The following is a 23,980-nucleotide window of genomic DNA, read 5'->3' on the forward strand; positions in this document are numbered from 1 at the left end:
GCGAGCATCTCCTCAAGGGCCCGCTGGTCCGGCCCGATGAACGGATCGGACTCCGGTGCCATGGTGATCGTGCCGAGCATCACCTCGGTGAGCCGTACGGCGGGCGGCAGATGGGTGGAGAGCACGATCTCCGGATCCATCGCCCGCAGCGGTTCGATCGTGGCGACGTACTTCACCGGGTCGACGATCTGCACCCACGGACTGTCCAGGGTCGCCCACAGCAGCTGCGCCGCCCGCAGGTCCTCCGGCGGCAGGTCGGAGGCGTGGCCGCCCTCCGCGATCTCCTGGCTCGGCACCGGCCCGCCGAAGCAGTCGGAGCTGAACATGATCCGCGTCTTGTCGTCGTAGAAGCCGACCGTGACGGGGCTGTCGTACAGCGGCGGCCGGAAGCCGTGCAGCGTGCGGTCCCCGACGTCCAGGGACTGGCCCGGGTTGAGGAGGTACAGGCGGTCCATCGGGAAGGGCCGTTCGGTGGACATGATGCCCGCGCCGATGAACGTGGTGACGACCCGGCATTTGGGCGAGGCCTGGAGCAGCTCGAAGATCCCGCCGGTGTGGTCGCGGTCGGGGTGGGTGAGCCAGATCCAGCGGACGTCGGCGGGGTCCATGACGGAGCCGAGGGCGGCCACGAAGTCCCGGTCGGGGAGGGAGAGGCCGGTGTCGACGACGACCGGCTCCGCGGCGCGCAGGACGAAGGCGTTGATGGGCAGGAAGCCGATGCCCGGTATTTCGAGGCTGTCCCCGATGACGGTGGTGTCGCTGCCGACCTTGTGGATGTCCATGGCGCGCTCCAAGGTCCCCCGGCGGCCGTACGTCTCCAGTCTCCCCCCGTACGCCCCGCCGCGCCCTCGGAAGCCCCCGCCGCACGCCCCCGGAAGCCCGGGAGCCCCCGCGCCCCCGAAGGCCCCTACTCGCCCCGCGCGTCCTCGTACAGCTCGAACCAGATCGACTTGCCCTCGCCCCTCGGGTCCACGCCCCACGCGTGCGCCAGCATCTCCATCAGCAGCAGGCCGCGGCCCGAGGAGGCCATCTCGCCGGGCCGCCGCCGGTGCGGGAGTTCGTCGCTGGCGTCGGCGACCTCGACCCGTAGCCGGCGGGTGCCGTGTTCGCCGGTCGCCTCCGCGACGAGGAGCGCGTCGCCGTCGGTGTGGACGAGGACGTTGGTGACCATCTCGGAGACCATCAGCACCGCCGCGTCGATCTGCTCCTGGTCCGTCCAGTCGTGCAGCAGCTCCCGCACGTGCTGCCGGGCCGCGGCGATCCGCTCCGGTTCGGCCTGGGCGACGGTCATGGCGCTGCGGCGCGGGGCCTGGCGGGGCGGGGTGCCGAGCCGGGAGAGCAGCAGGACGGCGATGTCGTCCTCGCGGCGGTCGGCGAGCGGGCCGGTCGTGTGGTGCGAGCCGGGGCCGTGGACGGCCTGAACGAGGCTGTCGGCCAGTGCTTCCAGCGAGCCGCCGTCGTGGGATTCGAGGAGCGTGCGGATCCGGGTCCAGCCGCTGTCGAGGTCGTGCCCGCCGGTCTCCAGGAGTCCGTCGGTGCACATCATCAGCGTCTCGCCGGGTTCCAGGGTGAGCCGGGTCGTCGGGTAGTCGGTGTCGGGGACGATGCCGAGGGGCAGGCCGCCCGCGGTGGGGCGTTGGACGACCGTTCCGTCGGCCATCCGTACCGCCGGGTCGGGGTGCCCGGCGCGGGCGATGTCGATGGTGCCGGTCTCCGGGTCGACCTCCAGGTAGAGGCAGGTCGCGAAGCGGGGGCCGCCGAAGCCGTCGGTGCCGTCGGTGCCGTCGGTGATGCCGTAGAGGAACCGGGAGGCGCGGGAGAGGACGGCGTCGGGCCGGTGGCCTTCGGAGGCGTAGGCCCGTACGGCGATCCGGAGCTGGCCCATGAGACCGGCGGCGCGTACGTCGTGGCCCTGGACGTCCCCGATGACGAGGGCGACCCGGCTGCCGGCGCGGGAGCCGCCGCCGGGCAGCGGGATCATGTCGTACCAGTCGCCGCCGACCTGGAGGCCGCCGCCGGTCGGTACGTACCGTGCGGCGATCGACATGCCCGGGATGGCGGGTCCGAGGACCGGCATCATCGAGCGCTGGAGGCCGAGGGAGAGTTCGCGTTCGGACTCGGCGACGCCGGCGCGGGCGAGGGCCTGGGCGAGCATCCGGGCGACGGTGGTGAGGACGGAGCGCTCGTCGGGGGTGAAGGCGACGGGGTGTTTGAAGGCGGCCATCCAGGCACCCATGGTGCGGCCGGCGACGATGAGCGGGAGGAAGGCCCAGGACTCCCTGCCGAATCGTTCCGCCAGGCGCCAGGCCGCCGGGAAGCGGCGCCGGTACTCCTGCGGCGAGGGCAGGTAGATCGCCCGCCCTGTCCGTACGACCTCGGCCGCGGGGTAGTCGGTGTCCCGGGACATCTCGGTGAAGGGTCCCTCGTCGCCGGGGTGGTGGCCGTGGTGCCCGATGATCGTGAGCCGGTCGCCCGCCATGCCGAAGACGGCGAGGCCGTCGGGCGAGAAGCCGGGCATCGACAGCGACGCCGCCACCCGCAGGACCTCCGCCGTGGAGCGGGCCTCCGCCAGCGCCCGCCCGGCGTCCAGCAGGAACGCCTCGCGCGAGCGGCGCCAGTCTCCGGTGACGGGGGTGGCGGCGGCGGTGCCGGGCTGAGGCTCGGCGACCTCCTGGAGGGTGCCGACGAGTTCGTAGTCGTCGCCGTCGATCAGGGGCTTGGAGCGGCTGCGTACGGTACGGAGGACCCGCCCGTCGGTGTCCATGATCCGCAGGCGGGCCTCGGCGAGGGTGCCCTCGGCGACGGCGAGGTTGACGACGCCGTCGATCTCGTTCCAGTCGACGGGGTGGAACCGGGAGCGCACCTGCGCCTCGGTGAGCGCCACGGGCTCGGCGGGCAGCCCGAGGAGCCGGGCCGCCTCCGCGTCGAGGGTGACGGTCCCGGTCGCGTTGTCCCAGCGCCACAGGCCGGTCGCGATCGCGGCCAGCACGTCCTCGGTGCGCATTTCCCCACTTTAAGAAGATTGACGGATCGGTCGCCACTGAGGGTGTCCGACAACGGTTCGACCCCCGGTGTCTGCTTCGCGTACGTGGAGTATTCGATAAGCGATCTTGGCCGGACGGGTAACCTTGACCAGTCGAGCCATACCCCCATACCGAAGACTGGATGAACGACGATGCATCGGTACAGGTCCCACACCTGCGGCGAGCTCCGCGCCTCTGACGTCGGCACCGACGTCCGGCTGAGCGGCTGGCTGCACAATCGGCGCGACCTGGGCGGCATCCTCTTCATCGATCTGCGCGACCACTACGGCATCACGCAGCTCGTCGCCCGGCCCGGCACCCCGGCCGCCGAGGTCCTCGACAAGCTGACGAAGGAGACCGTCGTCCGCGTCGACGGCAAGGTCGTCTCCCGCGGCGCCGACAACGTCAACCCCGACCTCGCCACCGGCGAGATCGAGATCGAGGCCGGCGAGGTCGAGGTCCTCGGCGCCGCCAAGCAGATCCCGTTCACCGTCAACGCCGACGACGGCGTCAACGAGGAGCGCCGTCTGGAGTACCGCTTCCTCGACCTGCGCCGCGAGCGCATGCACCGCAACATCATGCTGCGCACCGCCGTCATCTCCGCCATCCGGCACAAGATGACCGCGCTCGGCTTCAACGAGATGGCGACCCCGATCCTCGCCGCGACCTCCCCCGAGGGCGCCCGCGACTTCGTCGTGCCGTCCCGTCTCAACCCGGGCAAGTTCTACGCGCTGCCGCAGGCCCCGCAGCAGTTCAAGCAGCTGCTGATGATCTCCGGCTTCGACCGCTACTTCCAGATCGCGCCCTGCTTCCGCGACGAGGACGCCCGCGCCGACCGCTCGCCGGGCGAGTTCTACCAGCTCGACGTCGAGATGAGCTTCGTCGAGCAGGAGGACGTCTTCCAGCCGATCGAGAGGCTGATGACCGAGCTCTTCGAGGAGTTCGGCGGCGGCCGGCACGTCACGTCCCCCTTCCCGCGGATCCCGTTCCGCGAGGCGATGCTCACGTACGGCTCCGACAAGCCGGACCTGCGCGCCAAGCTGGAGCTCGTCGACATCACCGACGTCTTCGAGGGCTCGGAGTTCAAGGCGTTCGCGGGCAAGCACGTGCGCGCACTGCCGGTCCCGGACACCGCCGAGCAGACCCGTAAGTTCTTCGACGGCCTCGGTGAGTACGCCGTCGAGCAGGGCGCCAAGGGCCTGGCCTGGGTCCGGGTCGGCGAGGACGGCACGCTCAGCGGCCCGATCGCCAAGTTCCTCACCGAGGAGAACGTCAAGGTCCTCACCGAGCGCCTCGGCCTGCAGGCCGGTCACGCCGTCTTCTTCGGCGCGGGCGAGTTCGACGAGGTCTCGAAGATCATGGGCGCGGTGCGGGTCGAGGCCGCGAAGCGGGCCGGCCACTTCGAGGACGGCGTCTTCCGCTTCTGCTGGATCGTCGACTTCCCGATGTACGAGCGGGACGAGGAGACCGGCAAGATCGACTTCTCGCACAACCCGTTCTCCATGCCGCAGGGCGGCCTGGAGGCCCTGGAGACCCAGGACCCGCTGGACATCCTCGGCTGGCAGTACGACATCGTGTGCAACGGCGTCGAGCTGTCCTCCGGCGCCATCCGGAACCATGAGCCCGAGGTCATGTTCAAGGCGTTCGAGATCGCCGGCTACTCCCGGGAGACCGTGGAGCAGGAGTTCGCGGGCATGCTGCGCGCGTTCGAGTACGGCGCCCCGCCGCACGGCGGCATCGCCCCGGGCGTCGACCGTATCGTCATGCTCCTGGCCGACGAGCCGAACATTCGCGAGACGATCGCGTTCCCGCTCAACGGCAACGCGCAGGACCTGCTGATGGGCGCGCCGACGGAGCTGGACGAGGCGCGGCTGCGTGAGCTGAACATCCAGCTGCGCAAGCCGGTCGCGAAGGAGAAGCCGGCGGACGAGCGGCCGATCGGCGAGGCGGTCCACCCGGAGGCGGGTCGGTAAGTTCACCGTCGGAAGGGCCTCGGAACCACTTGGTTCCGAGGCCCTTCTGCTGTCTTCCCCTCCCCTCTTGTTCTCTGGAATTGGACGGCAGGGCAACCCGTTCGGCAGGCCACCGCGTTCCACTGGCGTGGAACACCTACGGGAACGCCGGGAGGACCGGCGGCACAGGCGGCGACGGACGGGGACGGAGACGGATGCGCGGCGGGCGGCCCGACCACGGCGACTTCGAGGAGTTCGTCGCCGCGCGCGGCACCAGGCTGCTGCGGATGGCGTGGCTGCTCACCGGCGACGCGCACCTCGCCGAGGACCTGCTCCAGACGGTCCTGGCCAAGGTGTGGCCCAAGTGGCCCCGGATCGCGGCCGACCACCCCGAGGCGTATCTGCGCAAGGCCCTCATCCACACCCACACGTCCTGGTGGCGGCGGCGCTGGCGGGGCGAGGTCCCGCACGGCGTACTCCCGGAGCGGGCGGCGCCCTCGGACGCGTACGAGGGCGTGGACCTTGGCCAGACACTGGGCGCCGCGGTACGGCTGCTGCCGCCCCGGCAGCGGGCCGTCGTGGTGCTGCGCTACTTCGAGGACCTGAGCGTGGAGGAGACCGCTGCGACGCTTCGCTGCTCCCCCGGCACGGTCAAGAGCCAGGCCGCGAAGGCGCTGCGCACCCTGCGGGCCGTGCTGCCGGAGCCCGTGGAGGAGCGCTGTGACTGAGGACCGGAAAGCTCAGGAGGCGGGGCTGAGGGCGCTGCTGGAACGGGCGGTGCCGGAGCTCGCCGCGCCCGAGGGCCGGATGCGGCGGGTGCGGGAGCGGGTCGTACGGCGCCGGCGCCGGCGGGCCGCGGTGGCGGGCGGCGCGCTGGCGGTGGCGGGCGTGCTGCTGGCGGGGGGTGTTCTGCGGCCGGAGTCCCTGCCGGCGCCGCAGGGGCCGCCCGCGTCGCCGGCGACGGTGCCGGCCGACCCGGCCGTGCGCTATCCGGAGCTGGCCGGGCTGTCGCTGCGGCTGCCGCCGGGCTGGTACGGGCTGCACTCCCCGGCACGGCCCGGGCTGAAGGCCGGGGCGACCGGTTTCGCGGCGCCGCAGCGGCTCACTCCGTACGAGGAGACCTGCCGGCCCGCGCCGGACGTGTTCTGTGCGCCGCTGGAACGGCTCGACGCGGACGGGGCGCTGTTGGTCCTGCGGATCAGTGGGCAGCCGTCCCTCCAGCCGAAGGTGCGGCCGGGCCGGGCTCCGAACCGTGTGCGGCTGAGCGGTTCCTGCCGGGCGCTCGGCGGCGCCCACGAGTACGTCACGCTCCTCGACGCACCCGAGGCGGCCGGGACGGGTTCGGTGCTCGTCGTGACCGCGTGTCTCGGCCGGGACGGCGACCGGCGGCTGGAGGAGATCCGGCAGATCCTCGCCACGGCGGCGTACGACACCTCATACCTCAAGGAAAGGCACTGACATGGCGGCACTCCGACCCCCGCGAGGCTCCCTGCGAGGCTTCCTGTGCGCGGGGCTGCTGCTCGCGGTGGGCTGTACGGCGCCTCCGGCTTCGGCGCCCGAGCCGCGTACGACCACCCAGCAGGCGGCCGACGCCAAGGCGGAGGCGGTCCGGCCGGCCCCCGCGCCGCCGCGTGAGATCCCCGGGCTGGGCCCGGCGACGCGCGCCGCGATCCCGGCGACGGCCCGTCAGGCGGTGGTGGTCACGGGCGCGGGCCCGAAGTCGTACCGCTCGACGGTGGTCCGCTACGTCCGTGACCCGGCCACCGGCTGGTCGCCGGTCGGCACGCCGTGGCCGGCCCACAACGCGCTCAAGGGCTGGACGGGCCATCACATCCAGGGCGACAAGCGCTCCCCGATCGGCGTCTTCGGCCTCACGGACGCGGGCGGCCTCCTCCCGGACCCGGGCACCCGCCTCCCCTACGACCGTGGCCGCGCCTTCACGGCCCGCGGCACGGGCGCCCTGGGCGAACCCCTGGCGGGCTCCTTCGACTACGTCGTCGCCATCAACTACAACCGCCGCCCCGGCCGCACCCCCCTGGACTGGACCCGCCCCCTCGGCCCGAAGCGCGGCGGCGGCATCTGGCTCCACGTCGACCACAACGGCCCCACAGAAGGCTGCGTCTCGGTGACCCGCGCCCACATGCGGGAACTGCTGCGCTGGCTGGACCCGTCGATGCGGCCGGTGGTGGTGATGGGGGACGGGGGAGCGCTGCGGCGGTGAGGGATACCGGGACCTGAGGGGCCGTCGGCGGCAGAGAAGCATTCGCGTAGGCTTTCGATCACTCGCGTTCGTACGGGATGGGCGCAGTGGTCGGGGGGCCGGGATGCAGAACGCTGATCTTGACGTGTCGGAGGACGGGCTGTCCAAGCTCGCCGACGACATGGATGCCATGCAGAGGTATCTGGAGCAGCAGACGCGGCGGATGGACGCCGTGGTGGACAGCATCGAAGCGGGCTGGCGAGGCCCCGCGGCCAAGGCCTACCGCAGCCTCCACCGGGGTGTGGCGGAGGACGCCGTACGGATCCGGAACATCCTCGTGCTGCTGGAGGAGGCGACCCGGCTCAGCCGTGACGGCTTCACCGAGCAGGAGCTGGACACGCTGGGGCGGATCAGCAAGCTGCAGGACGGCGCCGACGTCTCGGCGACCGCCCGGGCCTGGTCGGAGCCGGCCCCCGGATCCGCGCCGGCGCAGCCGCAAAGCCGGATTCTGGACGTCTAGATCTCACGGGGAAACAGCAACGCCATGTCGGAAGACGACCACATCACCGTCAACTTCGCCACGCTCCAGCGTCTTTCCGGCGAGCTGGAGGACATCCTGCGCACCCTGAACGAGAAGCTGGACCTGTTGTACAAACGTACCGAGAAGGCCGTGCTGAGCTGGGACGGCGAGGCCCGCGAGGCCTTCATCGACGAGCTCGACACCTGGGACCGCTCCGCGCAGGACCTGCGGGCCGCCCAGGCCTGGCTCCACGAGGTGGTCGTGAACGGCCACCTCAACTACGCCGCGGCCAACCGCTCCGTCCTCCAGGGCTGGGGAGGCGGCGCCTGATGGCCGGCCCCACGCCCGGGCCTCCGTCGGCGCAAGCGCCCGGCGGCACCGGGAACATCGACGTCAGACCCAGCCACCTCTGGCGCGCCTCAGGTCAGGTCGCCCACCAGCAGACGACCCTCATGAACGGCGCCAAGGACCTGCTGACCGGGCTCGAGAAGTACCCGGACGCGGGCGGCGCGGGCAGCGACGCCCGGGAGTTCTCGGTCGAGTACCAGAAGGTCGCCAACCGGTGGCTGGAGGTGTGGGCCAAGTCCGTCGCCAGCACCGGTGGCGTGGCCATCGGCTTCACGGAGACGGCCAACGCCTACACGAAGGCGGACGCGGCGACGAACCCGAAGCCCGGTAAGACCGCGGAGCAGAAGCCGCCCCCGGGCAACGTCATCGACAAGCCTCCGGCCCTCGGCACCGTTCCCGACCTCAAGTGGGGCGACAACGACGGCGGCGACGACATCCTCCGCTCGCTGCTGGAGAACATCTCCCCGCCCATACGCGCCGCGCTCCACCCGGTGTTCAAGAACGTGTTCCGGCTCGGCAAGGTCGCGGACGTCTACCCCTATCCTCAGCAGCACTACCTCCACTCCCTGAGCCAGAACTGGTCGCAGACCCTCAACACGCTCAGCACCGTCTCCAGCGAATTGTCCGGGGCGCTCGCCCCCCTCACCAACACCCAGCAGGCCGACTGGGCGGACGCCATGCAGATCTTCTGCAGCGCCATCTGGGGCGCCACGGACTGGGGGCATCAGCGTCACGGCCAGCAGTGGGCACAGCAGGGGAACTCGGGTCCCGGAACCCCGAAGCGCCCCACCGGAAGCCAGCCGGTGTTCTCCGTCCTCTTCACCACCGCCGAGGCCATCAGCAAGATCCTCAAGGAGTACGCCGAGGCCGCGGTGAAGCTCAACGAGGAGGTCTGGGACGAGCTCGTCGAGGCCATGAAGAAGGCGCTCAGGGACATGGTCGACAAGGACCTGAACCTGAAGGACGGCGTCGGCATGAAGGACGTCGGCGGCCTGGTCAAGACCGTTGCGAAGGGCGCGGGCAAGAGCGTCGGTCTCCTGGCCGAGTTCGACGTCAAGACCATCCTCAAGATAGACACCGCAGAGCTCAACCGGATCGTCGACACCTACACCAGCACCCTGGACGGTCTGACGACCCGGATGAGGGCCCTGATGGACCCGCTGAACGAGGCGTACCTCAGCGCTCCCACGTATCAGGCGGGTGTGGCACGCGCGCGGGGGTACGGCGCCCGGGCCCTGGACGAGTTCAAGACCCCGCAGCGGTGGATCAAGGAAGACGCGAACGGCAACTACACCATCGACCTGGCGAGCAACGAGTGGCTCAGCAACGGCCACACGCTCGACAAGCACGTGGGCAAGACGGACGAGCAGCTCGCTCAGCGGCTGCGCGACCAGCAGCAGAACATCCATCACACGACGCCGACCTGGCCCCAAGGCAAACCGAAGATCGGTGCGTCGTCGTCCTTCCCGGACTATGCGCGCGCGCAGGAACTCACCCAACGGAACATCAACCAGAACTCGGCCGAAATCAAGGCCTGGCTGGCGAGCAATCCGACCGGTGCCGACCGGTGGAAGACCATCCAAGGGGAAGCGCCCCCCAATGAGACCAGCGGCATATCGGTGAGCAAGGGAAGTCCCGACCCCAATGACGGCACGGGCTACCAGAAGAACGGCCTGGGCGCGAAGGCGACCGACGTGAAATACATCGAAACCCGCATCAAGTACGATCCGTCCCTCCCCGATCCGAAATTCACCGTCGTCACCTCCATGCCATCCGACAAGGCACCGAGCACCCCCTGAGGAGAATCCGCATGAACGTCGACAGGAGCTCGTGGGACGGTGCGGTACGCCACCTCTACGAGGACGCTTTCTGCTGCATGGTCACGGGACCCCGGTGCCATGAGGACTGGCGCTCGGACGTCCTCGCGGTCATGCGGCGTCCCGTGCCGGACCCGCGGGGATGGCTCACCCTGGACGACACCGCTGAGGATCCCGAGCGGGAAGTACGGCCCGCATATCCCTTCCGCGTCTTCACCGCCGAGGAACTGGGCGAGCGTCTCTTCCCGATCACCCACGCTTCCGCGGAGGAATTGCTGCTCGCCCTCACCGACGACTCGTGCACTCTCCAGAACGTACGGCGATTCGGCGAGAGCATGGACGAACTTCGGGTTTTGGCTCGCACCGTACTCGCGCGCTACGGAACCGATTTCGCCTGCTACACCAACATCACCGACGCCAGTGACGCGGGTGTCATCGACTTCACAACATCAGGCCGGTCATGGGTTCAGTTGAGTGAGTACGCGGACGACGCCGTCCTCGTCGTCGTCTCCGAGGACGAGGTCGGGCTCTTCGCCACCTTCGGCGACTACTGACCCCTTCTCACCGCCCGAGTAGGGACCCTACGAGAGAATGGCCCCATGCTGACCCGATCCGCCACCTACCCCGACCGGGAAACCGCCCAGTGGGCCACCCAGCAGGTCGTCACAGCCAACGAGCAGGTCATCCACCGCTGGCTCGCCCAGGGCACCCGGGCCCGCCTCACCATCGAGGCCGCCTGGCCGTCCCGCGAAGACCCCGTCGGCAGGGTGCTGCTGGAGGCGATGATGCTCGCGGGCCGGGAGCCCGTCGACGTGCGGGCGGCCCGCGTCGTGCTGCGCCGCGAGCCGGCCAGCCCGCACGGTTTCGTCGTCCAGACCACCCTCCCGTTCTACCTGTAGAGGCCCCGCGACCGTGTCCATGAAGCCCCTCGAACACGACCGCCGCTACGGCGAGCTCGATCAGGTCCTCCGCGCCTACCTCGGGCAGCCCGCCGACGACACCCCCGAGCAGCGCAGCCACGCCCTTGACGCCTACCTGCGCCACACCTGGCACACCCGCCCCTGGGCAATCGCCGAGGCGGAGCGCCAGCTGCGCGAGTACAGCCGCAACCCGCCGGGGCGGCTGCGCCTGAGCCTGGGCGAGTTCTACTCGGTCCCGGACACCGGCCTGCCCGAGTCCGCGATCCAGGACTGGTTGCTGGTCGTCGCCGACCACCTCAAGCAGAGCATCGAAACCGGCGAGGCCCCCACGCCCCGGCCCGCCCCGCGGACGCACTGGGAATGGCATGCCCGCTTCCCGGAGACGGCCCAGCTGCTCGGCGGCTGGTTCTCCCAGGACATCGTGGACGAGTTCCCCGACCACGACGCCGCCCTCGCCGACTACCTCGCCACCACCCACCCCCAGCTGACGGCCCGACTCTGCGGTGAGCTGAACGAACTCCTCGCCCTGCCCCTCGACGAGTCCGACTACGCCGTCGGCGCCGCCGAACTCGGCATGGAGGTAGCCCCGCCGGAACCCTTCTCCTACAGCGCCTGGTTCCAGTCGGTGGCCACGCGACTGGCGGACGCCGACGCCTGACACCCGCCGGCGTCGGTCGGCGCCCGCGAAACTGTCGCACCCGCCGGTAGCAAGGGAATGACTGACCAATCCACATCATGGAGCGTGGCGTGATGGCCCCTCGGGGATGGCTCGTCCTCGCCCGCTACGGAATCGGAGCCACCTTCCACACCGACGTCACCGGTGCTCGCGGCGCACCCAAGGCATGGATCGATGATTGAACACGGCCGGGTCACCTCGATGCGACGACGGCTGCACCCTGCAGAACACCCGTCGATTCAGGGAGAGCACGGACGAACTGCGTGAGCTGGCGCGTCACATCCTCGCCCGCTACGGAACCGGAGCCACCTTCCATACCAACATCACCGGGGCAAGGAACACCGGCACCCTCGACTTCACCAGCTCCGGACAGGCCTGGGTGGAGCTGAGCCTGTATTCGGACGGCTTCAGCCTCGTCGTCGTCTCCGAGGACGAGGTCGGACTCTTCACGACCTTCGGCGACTTCCACGGAGCCGCTGTACTGCACACCGACCCTCACGGGAGACGGGAAGCACCATGACGGTAGGAAACAGCAACCTCCTTTCACTCGTCCGGAACCTGTCCTCCTTCTCCCCCGAGCTCCGGGAAGAAGCGGCGGAGACCATCTGCGACTGGGTCCGGTCCTTCAACCAGCACGAGGTCGGAGTAGTCGCCTCACTGCTGTCCGTCGCCGCAGCGGTGGAGAGCGTTCCGAACTGCCGCGAGAGCGAGTTGAACGCTCTGGGCGAGCTCACGCAGACCGGATTCGTCGAGGCTGAGTTTCTGGCGCCCTTGTGGGATATCGATCGCAAGGAACTCTGCCGGTCGGCGGGGGACCACTTCGACCACCTGGCCGGCGAGTACCTCATCCCGGACCTTGCCCCACCCCCCGGTCAATGAAGACCCGAGGGCCCGGGATCCGTAATTGGATCCCGGGCCCGTCGGCGGGTTGGCAGAAACCCGTCAGTCCTTCTTCGGCTCCTCCAGGCGCGGGAAGAGCACCGCGCCCTTCGTCACCGTCGCGCCCGCCGGGAGCTGGCCCCACGTGCCCGCCGCCTGGAGGGGCTGGGAGGACAGGGCGCCCAGGGCGGTGGATTCCGCGCCGAGGGAGTCCCAGAGCTTCTGGGAGGTCTCCGGCATGACCGGGTTCAGCAGGACCGCCACCGCGCGCAGCGACTCGGCCGCCGTGTAGAGGATCGTCGCCAGGCGGGCGCGGCCCTCCTCCGACTCGTCCTTGGCCACCTTCCACGGCTCCTGCTCCGTGATGTAGCCGTTCACCTGCTTCACGAAGTCGAAGATCGCCAGGATGCCGCCCTGGAAGTCCAGCTCCTCGCCGATCTTCCGGTCCGCCTCCGCCACGGCCTTCGCCATGCCCTCGGCGATCGCCTTCTCCGCCTCGCCCGCGGCCGTCGCCGCCGGCAGCGTGCCGCCGAAGTACTTGCCGACCATCGCCGCGACCCGCGACGCCAGGTTGCCGTAGTCGTTCGCCAGCTCGGAGGTGTAGCGGGCGGTGAAGTCCTCCCACGAGAACGAGCCGTCCTGACCGAACGCGATCGCCCGCAGGAAGTACCAGCGGTAGGCGTCCACGCCGAAGTGCGAGGTCAGGTCCTGCGGCTTGATGCCGGTCAGGTTCGACTTCGACATCTTCTCGCCGCCGACCATCAGCCAGCCGTTCGCCGCGACCTTGCCCGGCACCGGCAGGCCCTGCGCCATCAGCATCGCCGGCCAGATCACCGCGTGGAAGCGGAGGATGTCCTTGCCGATCAGGTGCACGTTCGCCGGGAAGGTCGACTCGAACTTCTCGGGGTTCTCGTTGTAGCCGACCGCCGTCGCGTAGTTCAGCAGCGCGTCGACCCACACGTAGATGACGTGCTTGTCGTCCCACGGCACGGGGACGCCCCAGTCGAACGTCGAGCGGGAGATCGACAGGTCCTCAAGACCCTGCTTGACGAAGTTCAGCACCTCGTTACGGGCCGACTCCGGCTGGATGAAGCCCGGGTTCGCCTCGTAGAACTCCAGAAGCTTCGGGCCGTACTCGCTGAGCTTGAAGAAGTAGTTCTCCTCCTTGAGGATCTCCACCGGCTTCTTGTGGACCGGGCAGAGCTTCACACCCTGCTCGTCCTCGATCAGATCACCGGGGAGCTTGTACTCCTCACAGCCCACGCAGTACGGGCCCTCGTACCCGCCCTTGTAGATCTCACCCTTGTCGTACAGGTCCTGCACGAACTCCTGCACACGGTCCGTGTGCCGCTTCTCCGTCGTCCGGATGAAGTCGTCGTTCGCGATGTTCAGGTGCTCCCAGAGGGGCTTCCACGCCTCCTCGACGAGCTTGTCGCACCACTCCTGCGGGCTGACGCCGTTCGCCTCCGCGGTGCGCATGATCTTCTGACCGTGCTCGTCCGTGCCGGTGAGGTACCACACCTTCTCGCCACGCTGACGGTGCCAGCGCGTGAGCACGTCGCCTGCGACGGTCGTATAGGCGTGGCCCAGGTGAGGAGCGTCGTTGACGTAGTAGATGGGGGTCGATACGTAGTAAGACTTCACGCCGTTCGCCCCCTGCTTCTCGGATCCAGTGGCCGCCATGGTCAAAATCCTAACGGTCCGCCGAAGATCCACTCACCCGCGTTTCCGTCCGTGGACACCCCCGAGAGCTCCGGAGACGTTCGCGAAACAACCTCCTCCGTAGAAAGACGCATCCTGGGGAGAGGCGGGGGCCCGTGAACGAGGAAGAGAAGATCATGCGCGTACTGGTGGCCGAGGACGAACAGGACCTCGCCGAGCTCGTCGCCACCGGCCTGCGCCGCGCCGGGTTCGCCGTCGACACCGTCTACAGCGGCGACGCCGCCCTCGCCTACCTCGGCCTGTACGACTACGACGTCGTCGTCCTCGACCGCGACCTGCCCCGCGTCCACGGCGACGACGTCGCCCGCCACCTCGTCGCCGGCTCCTCCCGCACCCGCATCCTCATGCTCACCGCCTCCGCCTCCCTCGACGACCGCGTCGAAGGCCTCGACCTCGGCGCCGACGACTACCTCGGCAAACCCTTCGACTTCCCCGAGCTCGTCTCCCGCGTACGCGCCCTGCGCCGCCGCAGCGCCCGCCCCGTACCGCCCCTGCTCGAAAAGTCCGGCGTACGCCTCGACACCGTCCGCCGCACCGCCACCCGCGACGGACGCGACCTCGACCTCTCCCCCAAGGAGTTCTCCGTGCTGCAGATCCTGCTGGAGGCCGACGGCGGCACCGTCTCCGCCGAGGAGCTCCTCGAACGGGCCTGGGACGCCCACACCGACCCCTTCACCGGCGCCGTACGCGTCTGCATGAGCAAGCTGCGCGGCAAACTCGGCGAGCCCGCCCTCATCCGCACCGTCCAGGGCGTCGGGTACGCCCTGTGATCGGCCCCGGCTCCACCATCCGCACCCGTGTCGCCCTCGTCTTCGGGGGCGTCTTCCTCGTCCTCGGCACCTGCCTGCTCACCGTCGTCAACCTGCTCTCCCGCGCCGGTACGCAGGACCGCGTCGCCCAGATCCGCTCCGAGGCCGTACCCGCCCTGCCCGCGCCCGCGGCCGGTCAGTCGTACGACCTGTACGGGGAGGGGACGTCCTTCTCCGTGGTCGAGCTCACCGACACCGTCCAGGACGCCGCCGGGCAGCAGATGCTGATCTGGTCCGGCTTCGCGCTGCTCGCCACCGCCCTGTGCGCGGTCGCCGTCGGCTGGTGGACCGCCGGACGGGTCCTGCGGCCCGTCCACGAGATGACCGCCCGCGCCCGCCGCCTGTCCGAGCGGAACCTGCACGAGCGGATCGCCGCCGTCGGCCCCGACGACGAGCTGAAACACCTCGGCGACACCATCGACGCGCTCCTCGGCCGCCTGGAGACCGCTTTCGACAGCCAGCGCCGGTTCATCGCCAACGCCTCCCACGAGCTGCGCACCCCGCTCGCCACCCAGCGCACCGCCATCCAGGTCGGACTCGACGAGACCGCCTCCGCCGAGGAGCTCGCCGCGACGAAACAGCTCCTCCTCGACAGCAACCGGCGCAGCGAGCGGCTCATCGAAGGGCTGCTGGTGCTCGCCCGCAGCGAGCGCGGCCTGGAGGAACGCGACGACGTCGACCTCGCCGACGTCGTCGCCGAGGAGTGCCGGCGGCACGGCGTGGCCTTCGACCCCGCGACCGCCGCCGACCACGCGACCGCCGCCGACCCGGCCGGGGCCACCGGCGCGGCCGTACGCGGCAACCGGCTGCTCCTCGCCCAGCTCGTACGGAACCTGCTCGCCAACGCCGTCGCCTACAACGTCCCGGACGGCTTCGTACGGGTCACCGTCTGCGGCGGTCAGCTCGTCGTCGCCAACACCGGACCCGAGGTACGCGCCGAGGACATACCCGGACTTTTCGAACCATTCCGGCGGGGCGAGGGCCGCGACCGGATGGGGCCGGGCGCGGGGCTCGGGCTCTCCATCGTCCGCTCGATCACCGTCGCCCACGGCGGCACGGTGACGGCCGAGCCCGGCCCCGGCGGGGGCGGGCTCGCCGTCACCGTCACCCTGCCGGTGACCCTCTAGGCCTGCGGCCGGGGCTGGTCCGGCTGCTGCGGCTGGTACGAGGCGAGCAGGCCCCGGAAGAACGCCGGGTGCGGCGTCTCGGCGGGGGCCGGCCCCGCGTGGTGGAAGCCGGCGTGGTCGACGGCCAGCTTGCGCAGGTAGTCGAAGGCCTTGGCGTCCTCCTCGCCGAACGCCACGAACTGCCAGTGGACCGGCTTGTCGGCGGCGGCCGCGAGGGCCTGCGTCGCGGCCGTCTTCGACTCCGGCGCGCCGTCGGTCTGGAACACGACGAACGCCGGCCGGTCGCCGCCGGCCTTCTCGTGCTGCGCCAGGACCTCTTCGATCGCGCGGTCGTAGTTCGTCCGGCCCATCCGGCCCAGCGAGCCGTGCAGCTCCTCGATCCGGCCCTCGATCGCGTCGAGGGTCAGCTCACCGGTGCCGTCGATCTCGGTCGAGAAGAAGACGACCTGGACGGTGGCCTCCTCGTCGAGGTGCGCGGCGAGCGCGAGGGTCTGCTCGGCGAGGCGCTGGACGGTGCCGTCCTTGTAGAAGCCCCGCATGGACAGCGACCGGTCGAGCACGAGGTAGACGGCCGCGCGGGCGCCGACGAGCTCCTGCTTCTTGAGAACAGCCCCGGCCGCCTTGTACGCCTCCACGAGCTGCGGCGCCCGGGCCTTCACGCGGGCGAGCGTGACGGCCGGCTTGGGGGCGGGGGTGGTGGGGGTGGGCTCGGGCTGGGGGGTGGGCTCCGCTGCCGCGGCGACCGGCTCGGGGGCGGGGGCGGGCTCGGGGGCCTCCTCCGCCGCGGCGGGCTCCGGCTGCGGCTCCGGCTCGGGAGCGGCCTCCGGCTCCGGGGCGGGCGCAGGCTCGGGCCCCGCCTCGGCCACGACCGGTTCCGGCTCCGCGACCGGCTCGGGCTCGGCCAGGACCTCGGGGGCCGTCTCGGGGGCCGTCTCCGCCACCACGGGCTCAGGCTCAGGCGTCGGCTCCGGAGCTGCCTCCGGCTCAACCGGCTTCTCCGGCGTCGCGGTTGCCGGGGCCGTACCCTCCGGGACCGACTCCTCGCGGGCCGGCGGCACCGTGGTCGTACGCGGCTTCGGGTTGTCGAAGGACGCCGCCACCAGATCCGCCGCCGTCCTTTCGACCTGGGTCTGGGCCTGGGCCGGGACCACCGGCTCCGAGGCCGACGCGGCCGAGGGGGCCGAGGGGGTCGAGGGGGTCGACGGTTCCGAGGCCGAGGCCTCGGCGGAACCGGAGGCGGACGCGGAGGTGGAGGCGGACGCGGTCGCCGGGGCGGACGCGACGGAGGAGGGTTCCTGGGTGGTGCGTTCCGTCTGGGGCGGGACGGAGGCTGCCGCCGACTCGTTACGCTCCGCACGGTCGCGTCCAAACACCTTGCGCAGCAAGCTCCGAATGCCCATGGGCGAGGCCTTTCGCATGAGTTGGGTGCGGTGTATGTCCGTACTGGTAGGAATCATCCCTGGCCAGGGCGGACACGTAAGGTTAGCGGCCCCGTGAGTCGCCCGGTGAGTCGCCGAACAGCGGCCTTCGGCGCGCCGCCGCCAGGTCAACCCCGCCCCGGTCGCTCCGGATTCATCAGCCGTTCATTCTCACGCCTCCATAGGGCAGATGTACGCACATAACGTCACCGCCGGACGGAATCCCGACACCATGTCGGCACCACGTGGGCGCAGGCTGCGCCTGAGGAGGACCAAGTGCGCAAACTGCTGCCGCTGCTGAGCAATCCCTCACACGCGGGCGGGCGATCCGCCCTGACCTGCCGTTTCCGCTGCGGCGACGCCTGCTTCCACGAGGTGCCCAACACCAGCGACAACGAGTACGTCGGTGACGTCATAGCCTCCGCGTACTCCCGCCGCTCCATGATGCGCGCCGCCGCCGTCGTCACCGTCGCGGCCGCCGCCGGCGGTGCGGTCGTCGCGCAGGGCGGCTCGCCCGCCGTCGCCGCCCCGGCCGAGGGCCTCGGCGCCGCGCCGGGCGCCCGCGGCAAGGCCGACGGCGCCCGTGGTCTGCGCTTCGCGCCCGTCGCCCCGAACAAGGACGACAAGGTCACCGTCCCCGAGGGCTACGCCCACAACGTCGTCATCCGCTGGGGCGAGCCCATCCTCCGCGGCGCCCCGGGGTTCAACGCCGACAAGCAGACCGCGAAGGCGCAGGCCGGGCAGTTCGGCTACAACAACGACTTCATCAGCCTGCTCCCGCTCGGCGGCGCGTACGAGCGCCAGCAGCTCATGGTCGCGAACCACGAGTACACCGACGAAGTCCTGATGTTCAAGGGCTACGACTCGGAGAACCCGACCCGCGAGCAGGTCGAGATCGCCTGGGCCGCGCACGGCCTGTCGGTCGTCGTCGTGCAGGAGGACCACCGCAGCGGCAAGCTCACCGCCGTCACGCGCCACCAGCTCAACCGCCGCCTCCACACCACCAGCGAGTTCAGGCTCACCGGCCCGGCCGCCGGCAGCGACCTGGTGAAGACCTCCGCCGACCCGAGCGGCACGAAGGTGCTCGGCACCCTCAACAACTGCGCCGGCGGCACCACCCCGTGGGGCACCACGCTGCACGGCGAGGAGAACTTCAACCAGTACTTCGCCAACGGCGGCGGCGTCACCGACCCCGTACAGGCCACGCGTCTCAAGCGCTACGGCGTCACCGGCGCCGCGTCCGAGCGCAAGTGGGAGCGGTTCGACAAGCGGTTCGACGTCGCCCAGGAGCCCAACGAGCCCCACCGCTTCGGCTGGGTCGTCGAGCTCGACCCGTACGACCCGGACTCCACGCCCCGCAAGCGCACCGCCCTCGGCCGCTTCAAGCACGAGGCCGCGCAGCCGCGACTGACCGAGGACGGCCGTCCGGTCATCTACATGGGTGACGACGAGCGCTTCGACTACTTCTACAAGTTCGTCTCCTCGAAGCGGATGAAGAAGGGCAAGAGCCGCGCCGCGCGCGAGCACAACCTCACGCTCCTGGACGAGGGCACGCTGTACGTCGCCAAGCTGACCGGCGACTCGCCGGCCGAGGTCGACGGCACGGGCAAGCTCCCCAACGACGGCGAGTTCGACGGCAGCGGCCAGTGGATCCCGCTCGCCACCGGCGACGTCTCGCACGTGCCCGGCATGACCGCCGAGGAGGTGTACGTCTTCACCCGCCTCGCCGGTGACAAGGTCGGCGCCACCAAGATGGACCGCCCCGAGGACGTCGAGCCGTCGCCGCGCACCGGCCGCGTCTACGTCGCGCTCACCAACAACACCAACCGCGGCAAGGCCGGCTACGCGGCCGCCGACGAGGCCAACCCGCGCAACGCCAACAAGCACGGCCAGATCCTGGAGCTCGCCGAGCACTGGGACGACCCGGCGAGCGACGGCTTCGCCTGGCGCCTCTTCCTGGTCGCCGGCGACCCGAACGACCCGGCGACGTACTTCGCCGGCTTCCCCAAGGACAAGGTCAGCCCGATCTCCTGCCCGGACAACGTCGCCTTCGACCCGTACGGCAACCTGTGGATCTCCACCGACGGCAACCAGCTCGGCTCGCACGACGGCCTGTTCGGTGTCGCCACGCACGGCGAGCGGCGCGGTGAGCTGAAGCAGTTCCTGACGGTCCCGGCCGGTGCCGAGACGTGTGGGCCGGTCATCCAGGACAAGCGGGTCATCGTCGCCGTGCAACACCCGGGCGAGGTCGACGGCGCGTCCGTCGAGAAGCCGGCGTCGACGTGGCCGGACGGACCGGGCAAGATCGTCCGCCCGTCGGTCGTCTCCGTCTGGCGCCAGGACGGCCGGGGCATCGGCGTCTGACGCCACGCCTCACGTGAGCCACTTCTGAGGGGCCCGGCCGGTCAGCCACGACCCGGCCGGGCCCGTCCGTCGTCAGCGGACCGCTGTCGCCTGTCGTCTGTCATCCGTTGTCCGTCATCGGTCGACAGTCAGCCGATATCTGTCATCTGTCAGCCCACATCTGCCGGCGGTCATCGCTCATCGGTCAGCGTTCATCCGTCAGCCGCCGCTCCCACGCTCTCCCTGAACCGGCAGAACTGCTCCCCCGGCGCGCCCGTGTACGCCCACGGCACCCACGCCGCCCGCTTCCCCAGCAGTCCGAAGACCTCCCGCGCCAGCTCGGCCTGACCGGCGTAACATGCCGCGTGCACCAGGTAGTTGAGGTCGGCGACCTCCTCCGGTGCCACCGGGACCGGGGGGCGGCCGGTGAGCCAGCGGTCGTAGGTGCGGCGTAGTTCGGTCACCGCGAGCTCGTGTTTCCAGTGCTGGTCGAAGCCGCGTACGGGGCCGCGGCCCTTCGCCCCGTCGGCGATGTAGCGGTATTCCTCCACGCGGGCGATCTGGACGACGATCGGCAGGGAGGTGCCGGGCGGGGCGACGCCCGCCGCGTCGCGGGCGAAGTCGTACATCGAGCCGTGGGTGCCGTGCCACCGTGCCGACCAGTAGCGGAGCAGCTGGGCGTGGCCTTCGGTGTTGTACGGGTCGCGGCGGCGCAACTCGTCCCACCAGCCGCGTATTTGGCGGCGGCCGACGCCGTTCTCGTACAGCCGGGCCACCGTTATCAGGGAGACCCAGGGCATGGGGTCGGCGGGGCGGGCGTCGGCGGCGCTCAGGCAGGCCATCACCGCGACGTCGAGGCGGGTCCGGTCGACGGCGGTGCCGCGGCCGGCGGCGATGGCTTCGTTGAAGGAGCGTACGACCTCGGTGGCGGCGCGCAGGACGGCGGCGTCGGGGTTGTCGGGTTCGGCGGCGCGCCAGGACTCGACGGTGGAGCTGCCGGCGGCCGCGTGGGAGAGGAGTCGCAGGCGGTGGGTGCGGCGGGCCCAGTCGTCGCCGGTGGCGTGGAGCAGGTCGCGTACGCCCTGCCAGCGGCCGATGACCATGTCGTGCCGGGCCGCGGTGAGGGCGCGGTCGCCGTAGTCCGGGTCGAAGTCCGGGACGAAGCGTGCCGTGCGGCGGCGTGGGGCCATCCGGTTTCCTCCCTCGTGACGTGAGGTGGTGAGGCGTGCGGTATGAGCTATGACTGAGGAGGGGCGCGGGCCTGGCGGGGTTGCGTGGGGCGGGGGATCGGCGTGGGTCGGCGGGGAGTTCGCCGGGTGCGCCGGGCCCGGGGTGGGTGGGGGTCAGAAGTCGGTGGCGAGGGCTTCGTCGGCGCGGCGGCCGCCGCGCGTGGTGGGGACGTACGGTTCGGCGGCGGCGAGGGCGCGTTGGGCGTCGAGTTTGGCCGGGGTGTAGTAGGCGCTGCCCTTGTGCCAGTACCAGAGCATGGGGGCGATGCCGGCGGCGAGGCCGCCGAGTCCGATGGTGACGGAGGCCGTGGAGAGTTCGGTGAGGGATTCGAAGAAGGCCCAGAGCATGAAGGCGGAGCCGAGGAGGGGCCAGGCGCCGCCGAGGACGAAGTTGCGTACGGAGCTGAGCAGCATCGAGCGGTAGGCGACGACGGCGGCGATGCCGGCGAGGCCGTAGTAGAAGGCGATCTGGAGGCCGATGGCGCTGACGGCGGCGCTGAGGACGTCGGCGACGGAGCCGAGGGTGGTGGAGGCGACGAACATCAGGGAGGCGACGGCGCCGACGACGGCGATGGCGACCCAGGGGGTGTTCCAGCGGCGGTGGACGGTGCCGAGGGCGGCGGGGAGGGTGTGGTCGCGGCCCATGGCGAACAGGGAGCGGGTGACCTGGATGAGGGTGGTCTCCAGGGTGGCGACGGTGGAGAGCAGGACGGCGGCGACGAGGAGTTTTCCGCCGGTGCCGGGCCAGATCTCGTGGCCGAGGGCGGACAGGACGCCCGCGCCGTTGGCTTCGATCTGGCCGGAGGTGAGGATGATGTTGACGGCGATGGTGAACGCTTCGAAGAGGAGGAAGACGACGCCGACGCCGATGAGGGCGGCGAGTCCGGCGGTGCGGCGGCTGTCGCGGGTCTCTTCGCTGAGGTTGCTGGTGACGTCCCAGCCCCAGTAGTAGAAGGCGGCGATGAGGGCGCCGGAGGCGAAGCCGCCGGCGCCGTCGAAGTGGCCGAAGCCGAGCCAGGACCATTCGAAGGCGTGGGCGGTGCCGCGGTGGAGGACGGCGGCGAGGACGAACGCGAGCAGGATGAGGAGTTCGACGCCGGTCATGAGGAGCTGGGCGCGGACGGTGAGCCGGGCGCCGCCGAGCACGACGAGCAGCATGATGAGGAACCAGCCGGCGCCGACGGTGGTGGACAGGGCGGTGTTGTCGGCGAGTCCGGGGTCGAACAGGGCGAGGGTCATGGCGCCGGCGGGGAGGGATCCGGCGACCATGAAGAGGGTGGCGGCGATGACGAGGGCCCAGCCGGAGAGGAAGCCCAGGAAGGGGTGGAGGGTGCGGCCGACCCAGGAGTATCCGGCGCCGGCGTTGACGTCGATGCGGCCGAGGCGGCTGTAGGCGAGGACGATGCCGAGCATGGGGATGGCGCAGTAGAGCAGGGCGGCGGGTCCGGCGAGGCCGACGGCGCCGAAGAGTACGGCGGTGGTGGCGGCGAGCGAGTAGGCGGGGGCGCTGCCGGCGACCGCCATGACGATGGTGTCGAACGTGCCGAGGACATTGGGCTGGAGCCCTCTGCCGGGGTGTGGGCGCATGGCGAATGTCCTTGTCGGGCACGGCGTGTGGCGGTGGGTCACGGGCTGGTGCCGTTCGCGTGCCGGGTGCGCGGGGGGTTGATCGAGCGCATCGTAGTCGTACTGGTCGGGTTCGGTGAGGGCGGTGGGGCAGCTCTGCCGGGATGCATGGAATTCGGTCGCCCGATGGCGGCGCGGCCCGTAATTCCTTCGCCTGGAGGGGTTTTGGGCAGGGATTCCTCGGATCGAGACCCGTCAGGGTTGGTCAGGGCTGGGTGGTGACGGCCCGGGCGGCGCGGACTTCTTGGCGGAGGGGGGCGAGTACGCCGTGTTCGTCACCTTCGAGTTGGGCGCGGACGTTGACGAGGGCGCCGTCGGTGGCGCGGATGCCTTGGGCGAGGTCGTGGAGTTGCTGGGCGATGTCGGTGATTTCGACGGGTGCGGGGGGTGGTGCGCCGTGGGTGACGCGGACGCGGGCGGCGGTGGTGGCGTCGACGATGCGTTCGACGGCGACGACGAGGGGCCACCAGGCGGCGGCGCGGGCCCCGGTGGGTGGGGGTTCGGTGAGGGCGCGCTGGAATTCGGAGCGTACGGCGGACAGGTCGCGGTAGATGCGGCGGCGGGCGCGGACGCGTTCGCCGGGGTCCCAGGTGGAGTCGAAGGCGCGGGCGACGTAGTGGGCGGTGTCGTCGACGGCGTCGGCGAGGCGGTCGCCGATGCGGCTGCGCCAGCTTTCGGGCCAGAGGAGGTAGCCGGCGATCAGGGCGATGGCGCAGCCGATGAGGGAGTCCCACAGGCGGGGCAGGACGAGGCCGAAGCCCTGTCGGTTGAGGAGGTCGGACAGGAGCAGGATGACGGGGGTGATGGCGGCGGTCTGGAAGGCGTAGCCCTTGGCGGAGAAGGCGGGGATGAGGGCGGCGAGGGCGATCATGACGGGGATGTCCCACCAGCCGCGGGGGACTTCGGCGAGGACGGCGGCGGCGGTGACGAGGCCGGCGGCGGTGCCGAGGGCGCGCATGACGGCGCGGGAGAAGACGGAGCCGAAGTCGGGTTTGAGGACGAAGGTGACGGTGAGGGCGACCCAGTAGGAGCGGGGGACGTCGATGAGGGAGACGAGGGACTGGGCGAGGCCGATGCACAGGGCGAGGCGTAGGCCGTAGCGCCAGGAGGCTTCGGTGAGCAGGACGTCGCGCAGGGTGCGGCGGGCACGGATGCGCAGGGCGGCGGGGCGGCCGAGGCGGTCGTCGATGTTGTGGGGGTCGGGTTCGGCCTGGTGGACGACGGTGGCGGCGTGGCGCAGGGCGTGGTCGACGGCGCGTTCGGCGGGGGTGGTGGGTGGGGGGAGGTCGAGGGTGGGGGTGGTGGTGCGGCCTTCTTCGACGGCGTCGGCGAGGTGGCGTACGGCGGCGGGGATGGCGGGGTCGAGGGGGC

Annotated in this window: 22 protein-coding genes; 15 read left to right on the forward strand and 7 right to left on the reverse strand. The window is 71.0% G+C overall.

Annotation, left to right across the window (positions count from 1 at the left end; all coding sequences use genetic code 11):
- Both IEZ01_RS05525 and IEZ01_RS05530 read right to left on the reverse strand, forming a co-directional pair.
- The coding region (locus IEZ01_RS05525) for an MBL fold metallo-hydrolase (RefSeq protein ID WP_189200500.1) at window positions 1-782 on the reverse strand (782 nt) is incomplete at its 3' end.
- Between the two features lie 125 nt (window positions 783-907).
- Window positions 908-3,004 (reverse strand): SpoIIE family protein phosphatase, encoded by a 2,097-nt coding sequence (locus IEZ01_RS05530; RefSeq protein ID WP_189200240.1) that lies wholly within the window; start codon window positions 3,002-3,004, stop codon window positions 908-910.
- 171 nt (window positions 3,005-3,175) lie between these two features.
- Here IEZ01_RS05530 and aspS point away from each other — a divergent pair, with 171 nt between their 5' ends.
- From aspS to IEZ01_RS05590, 12 genes are all read left to right on the forward strand, one after another.
- Window positions 3,176-4,996, forward strand: a complete 1,821-nt coding sequence (gene aspS / locus IEZ01_RS05535) for an aspartate--tRNA ligase (protein ID WP_189200242.1) — start codon at window positions 3,176-3,178, stop codon at window positions 4,994-4,996.
- A gap of 194 nt (window positions 4,997-5,190) precedes the next feature.
- Window positions 5,191-5,703: a SigE family RNA polymerase sigma factor gene (locus IEZ01_RS05540; protein ID WP_019888041.1), complete on the forward strand. Its 513-nt coding sequence runs from the start codon at window positions 5,191-5,193 to the stop codon at window positions 5,701-5,703.
- Window positions 5,696-6,433 carry a hypothetical protein gene (locus IEZ01_RS05545; RefSeq protein WP_019888040.1) on the forward strand — a complete coding sequence of 246 codons (738 nt, stop codon included), beginning with the start codon at window positions 5,696-5,698 and terminating at the stop codon, window positions 6,431-6,433. The genes IEZ01_RS05540 and IEZ01_RS05545 overlap by 8 nt, the downstream gene beginning before the upstream one ends.
- Window position 6,434: 1 nt before the next feature.
- Window positions 6,435-7,196 carry a L,D-transpeptidase family protein gene (locus IEZ01_RS05550; protein ID WP_019888039.1) on the forward strand — a complete coding sequence of 254 codons (762 nt, stop codon included), beginning with the start codon at window positions 6,435-6,437 and terminating at the stop codon, window positions 7,194-7,196.
- Between the two features lie 103 nt (window positions 7,197-7,299).
- Window positions 7,300-7,695 carry a WXG100 family type VII secretion target gene (locus IEZ01_RS05555; RefSeq protein WP_040875167.1) on the forward strand — a complete coding sequence of 132 codons (396 nt, stop codon included), beginning with the start codon at window positions 7,300-7,302 and terminating at the stop codon, window positions 7,693-7,695.
- A 24-nt stretch (window positions 7,696-7,719) separates the two neighbouring features.
- Window positions 7,720-8,025 carry a WXG100 family type VII secretion target gene (locus IEZ01_RS05560; RefSeq protein WP_019888037.1) on the forward strand — a complete coding sequence of 102 codons (306 nt, stop codon included), beginning with the start codon at window positions 7,720-7,722 and terminating at the stop codon, window positions 8,023-8,025.
- Entirely contained in the window at window positions 8,025-9,842 is a 1,818-nt protein-coding gene (locus tag IEZ01_RS05565) for an RNase A-like domain-containing protein (RefSeq protein ID WP_189200244.1), read from the forward strand. Before IEZ01_RS05560 ends, IEZ01_RS05565 begins: the two co-directional genes overlap by 1 nt.
- Window positions 9,843-9,853: 11 nt before the next feature.
- On the forward strand, window positions 9,854-10,414 hold the full coding sequence (locus IEZ01_RS05570; protein WP_019888032.1) for a hypothetical protein: 561 nt from the start codon (window positions 9,854-9,856) through the stop codon (window positions 10,412-10,414).
- Window positions 10,415-10,459: 45 nt separating this feature from the next.
- A complete protein-coding gene (locus tag IEZ01_RS05575; RefSeq protein ID WP_019888031.1) occupies window positions 10,460-10,759 on the forward strand; it encodes an RNase A-like domain-containing protein in 300 nt (99 codons plus the stop codon).
- Between the two features lie 13 nt (window positions 10,760-10,772).
- The gene (locus tag IEZ01_RS05580) at window positions 10,773-11,438 is read left to right on the forward strand and encodes a contact-dependent growth inhibition system immunity protein (RefSeq protein ID WP_189200246.1); all 666 of its coding nucleotides are present in this window, start codon (window positions 10,773-10,775) and stop codon (window positions 11,436-11,438) included.
- Between the two features lie 196 nt (window positions 11,439-11,634).
- Window positions 11,635-11,976, forward strand: a complete 342-nt coding sequence (locus IEZ01_RS05585) for a hypothetical protein (protein WP_189200248.1) — start codon at window positions 11,635-11,637, stop codon at window positions 11,974-11,976.
- Window positions 11,973-12,335 carry a hypothetical protein gene (locus tag IEZ01_RS05590; RefSeq protein ID WP_189200250.1) on the forward strand — a complete coding sequence of 121 codons (363 nt, stop codon included), beginning with the start codon at window positions 11,973-11,975 and terminating at the stop codon, window positions 12,333-12,335. Before IEZ01_RS05585 ends, IEZ01_RS05590 begins: the two co-directional genes overlap by 4 nt.
- A gap of 63 nt (window positions 12,336-12,398) precedes the next feature.
- Here the strand turns inward: IEZ01_RS05590 and metG are convergent, their stop codons facing one another.
- Complete coding sequence (metG, locus tag IEZ01_RS05595; protein ID WP_019888025.1) at window positions 12,399-14,018, reverse strand: methionine--tRNA ligase; 1,620 nt, start codon at window positions 14,016-14,018, stop codon at window positions 12,399-12,401.
- A gap of 155 nt (window positions 14,019-14,173) precedes the next feature.
- Here metG and IEZ01_RS05600 point away from each other — a divergent pair, with 155 nt between their 5' ends.
- Window positions 14,174-14,827: a response regulator transcription factor gene (locus tag IEZ01_RS05600; protein WP_040875573.1), complete on the forward strand. Its 654-nt coding sequence runs from the start codon at window positions 14,174-14,176 to the stop codon at window positions 14,825-14,827.
- Window positions 14,824-15,993, forward strand: a complete 1,170-nt coding sequence (locus tag IEZ01_RS05605; RefSeq protein ID WP_019888021.1) for a sensor histidine kinase — start codon at window positions 14,824-14,826, stop codon at window positions 15,991-15,993. The genes IEZ01_RS05600 and IEZ01_RS05605 overlap by 4 nt, the downstream gene beginning before the upstream one ends.
- Here the strand turns inward: IEZ01_RS05605 and IEZ01_RS05610 are convergent.
- Window positions 15,990-17,393 carry a VWA domain-containing protein gene (locus IEZ01_RS05610; protein ID WP_189200252.1) on the reverse strand — a complete coding sequence of 468 codons (1,404 nt, stop codon included), beginning with the start codon at window positions 17,391-17,393 and terminating at the stop codon, window positions 15,990-15,992. The two genes, IEZ01_RS05605 and IEZ01_RS05610, sit on opposite strands and share 4 nt — an antisense overlap.
- Window positions 17,394-17,687: 294 nt before the next feature.
- On the opposite strand from IEZ01_RS05610, the gene IEZ01_RS05615 reads away from it, so the two are divergent.
- Window positions 17,688-19,775, forward strand: a complete 2,088-nt coding sequence (locus IEZ01_RS05615; protein WP_189200254.1) for a PhoX family protein — start codon at window positions 17,688-17,690, stop codon at window positions 19,773-19,775.
- A 191-nt stretch (window positions 19,776-19,966) separates the two neighbouring features.
- Here the strand turns inward: IEZ01_RS05615 and IEZ01_RS05620 are convergent, their stop codons facing one another.
- The 3 genes from IEZ01_RS05620 to IEZ01_RS34685 form a co-directional block, all read right to left on the reverse strand.
- Window positions 19,967-20,944 (reverse strand): hypothetical protein, encoded by a 978-nt coding sequence (locus IEZ01_RS05620; protein ID WP_019888016.1) that lies wholly within the window; start codon window positions 20,942-20,944, stop codon window positions 19,967-19,969.
- Between the two features lie 153 nt (window positions 20,945-21,097).
- Window positions 21,098-22,570: an APC family permease gene (locus tag IEZ01_RS05625; RefSeq protein ID WP_019888015.1), complete on the reverse strand. Its 1,473-nt coding sequence runs from the start codon at window positions 22,568-22,570 to the stop codon at window positions 21,098-21,100.
- Between the two features lie 244 nt (window positions 22,571-22,814).
- Window positions 22,815-23,980, reverse strand: a 1,166-nt coding sequence (locus IEZ01_RS34685) for an FUSC family protein (RefSeq protein WP_229832720.1), incomplete at its 5' end; no start/stop codon positions are given.

Origin of the sequence: Streptomyces purpureus (assembly GCF_014648195.1) — a bacterium.
GTDB classification, from domain to species: Bacteria; Actinomycetota; Actinomycetes; order Streptomycetales; family Streptomycetaceae; genus Streptomyces; species Streptomyces purpureus.